The sequence below is a fragment of the Pseudomonas californiensis genome, from assembly GCF_021147775.1.
In the GTDB taxonomy this organism is placed as follows: domain Bacteria; phylum Pseudomonadota; class Gammaproteobacteria; order Pseudomonadales; family Pseudomonadaceae; genus Aquipseudomonas; species Aquipseudomonas californiensis.
In genome coordinates, this window is record NZ_JAGTPK010000104.1 from 1 (window position 1) to 2,191 (window position 2,191).

Annotated in this window: 2 protein-coding genes; both read left to right on the plus strand. The window is 50.6% G+C overall.

What is annotated here, in order from left to right; all coding sequences use genetic code 11:
* The coding region (locus KDX37_RS29040; RefSeq protein WP_231656613.1) for a glutathione S-transferase family protein at window positions 1-399 on the plus strand (399 nt) is incomplete at its 5' end.
* Window positions 400-981: 582 nt separating this feature from the next.
* The gene (locus tag KDX37_RS29045) at window positions 982-2,139 is read left to right on the plus strand and encodes an alpha/beta hydrolase (protein WP_231656614.1); all 1,158 of its coding nucleotides are present in this window, start codon (window positions 982-984) and stop codon (window positions 2,137-2,139) included.
* The last annotated feature ends 52 nt before the right edge of the window (window positions 2,140-2,191 follow it).

A 2,191-nucleotide genomic window follows, 5' to 3' on the forward strand; every position in this document is an offset into this window, starting at 1 on the left:
ATCCCGATGATAAGGGCGATGGTGTCCACATATTTTTTAAGTGGAGAACATCGTCCTTATTGCAGGGATCGGGTAGGTGACTTCGCCGGACGGTTACGTATAGATGCAGCGACTATGGCTTACTATCGTCAATGGCTACGCGGCCCCTATGAATGGCTGGAGGAACTGCTTTCCCAGAGGGACTGGTTGGTGGGCGATGGATTTTCAGTAGCGGACGCTTACGCATTTGTCGCAGTTCGACAAGCCATTAGCCTGGCTATTAATCTGAATGATCTGCAGGCAGTCGATGCTTTTCGGAGAAAAGTGCAGATGCGACCGTCGGTTCAGGCTATTGAGGGTTCAACTATAGATTCGCTCTTGCCCAAGATTTTGAACTCACTCAATCAAATCTCGCTGTAAGCCTTTACCCAAATCACCTTGTATGACTTAGGCAGCCATTGATCCGTAAGCCCAGTGTTGTACGCCCAAGTGCCAGGCTTCCCGAGCGCGGCTCCTAAGGCGTGAAGACCGGTATTGGCAAGCCAGTGACCAAAGCTTTACAGGTCGGGAACGATCATCCGACAAATGTTCAGATCAGCCTTACCTTCGAGGGTTCCATCGTCCTGCTAATGGCTCCCTCCGAGCTATAAAGAAAATGGCCGATGCCTTTTTCAGCGGCGAGGTCAGCTACAACACTGCCAAAACGGATCTCATCCTCGTCGCTCACAGCCCCGTTAGGTGAACCGGGCTGAACCCTTAAGACACCGTACATCCCCTGCATCGCCATTCGGATCGACTCAATGTCATTAAAGCCACCTTAACCGAGCCAGCAGGGCTTCGAGCTAAGGCAGCACCGGCGAATCGTAGCCACTGGAACTCCCGATGCATCGGCTACGTCATTACCCATGAGCGACCTTAAAAAATTTGTCACTTGTGGATAATTCCAAATTGCGATTTTATCGCATACGAGTCCAATAAAAAAGTCTACAGGTACTAGCCGCTATGCGAATGCTCATTTCCTTGACGTTAGGTTTGATCTTGTATGCGGGCCAAACGTTTGCCGATACAGAGGTACGCGAAGAACAAATATATCTGCCCATACAGGTCGGCGATCATTTAGACAAAATCGAAGCTCTAATTGTCCGTCCCATAAAAGGCGAAAAGTTTCCAATAGCACTCATTATTAACGGTTCCTCGCTAGCCGATCCGTCCGCCGCGCGTGCGGATTGGCTTGCAAAAATGGCGCATGATTACGCTCACCGAGGCTGGCTAGCCGCATCGATTATTTGGCCAGGGTATGGCCATTCTTCAGGGAGGTTCAGGGATGATGGGGGCAATTGCACAGCTCCTAGAGTGGCTGACTTTTTAAATGAGCATGGTGCAGAACTCGGGGCTGCATTAGTGGCTATTCGGCAGCGATCAGACGTTGATCCTTCCTTGGCGTTGGGTGTGGGCGTTTCTATAGGTGGTGCGTCGATGCTGAACCTAGGTGCTCAGTCAGGACATCCATTGGCGGCGATTATCAATATTTCAGGCGGAGTCTACCACAGCACCCATTGGGCCGACGCCCCTAATTGTTCGTTATTCCAATCGGATCTGATACAGACAGTTTCGAAGTTCGGAGCTGAGAATCCAACTCCGACACTGTGGATCTATGCCCAAAATGATCCTCATTTCGGGCCGGATCTCGTCAATCAAATGATCGCAGGCTATCGCTCGCAAGGTGGAAATGCTGACCTTGTGATGCTCCCCCCGTTTGGTACCGATGGGCATACACTCTATAGGAATGACGCCAGTGCACTTATCAACCCTAACATCGACGATTTTTTGAGACGAAATCGGCTACCTTCTATGAACCGCGGCGCATTTATGCCTTTTCTCTCAAGACTGACGCCTGCTGAACGTCTTGTCGGTGAGACCTATCTCCTAAGCGTCACTGAAAAAGCTATGGCAATGTCTAAGGATTCCAGCAAAATTTACCGGCATTACGGCGATCGAACTCTCGAGGGCGCGCGCGAAGAGGCGCTTAGTCTCTGTCGTAAAGACAATGGTGATTCCTGCCGGATCGTCGCCGAAAACCAGGACTTGATATCTGGTTGGGAAGATATTGTGCTTGGACTTGCCCCTACCAAACCGGACACCAACTCCCCGTTAAATTGATGCTGCTGCCAAGCGCCTAAATTCTCTTGGCGACCGGTATTTCAAAGCGCTG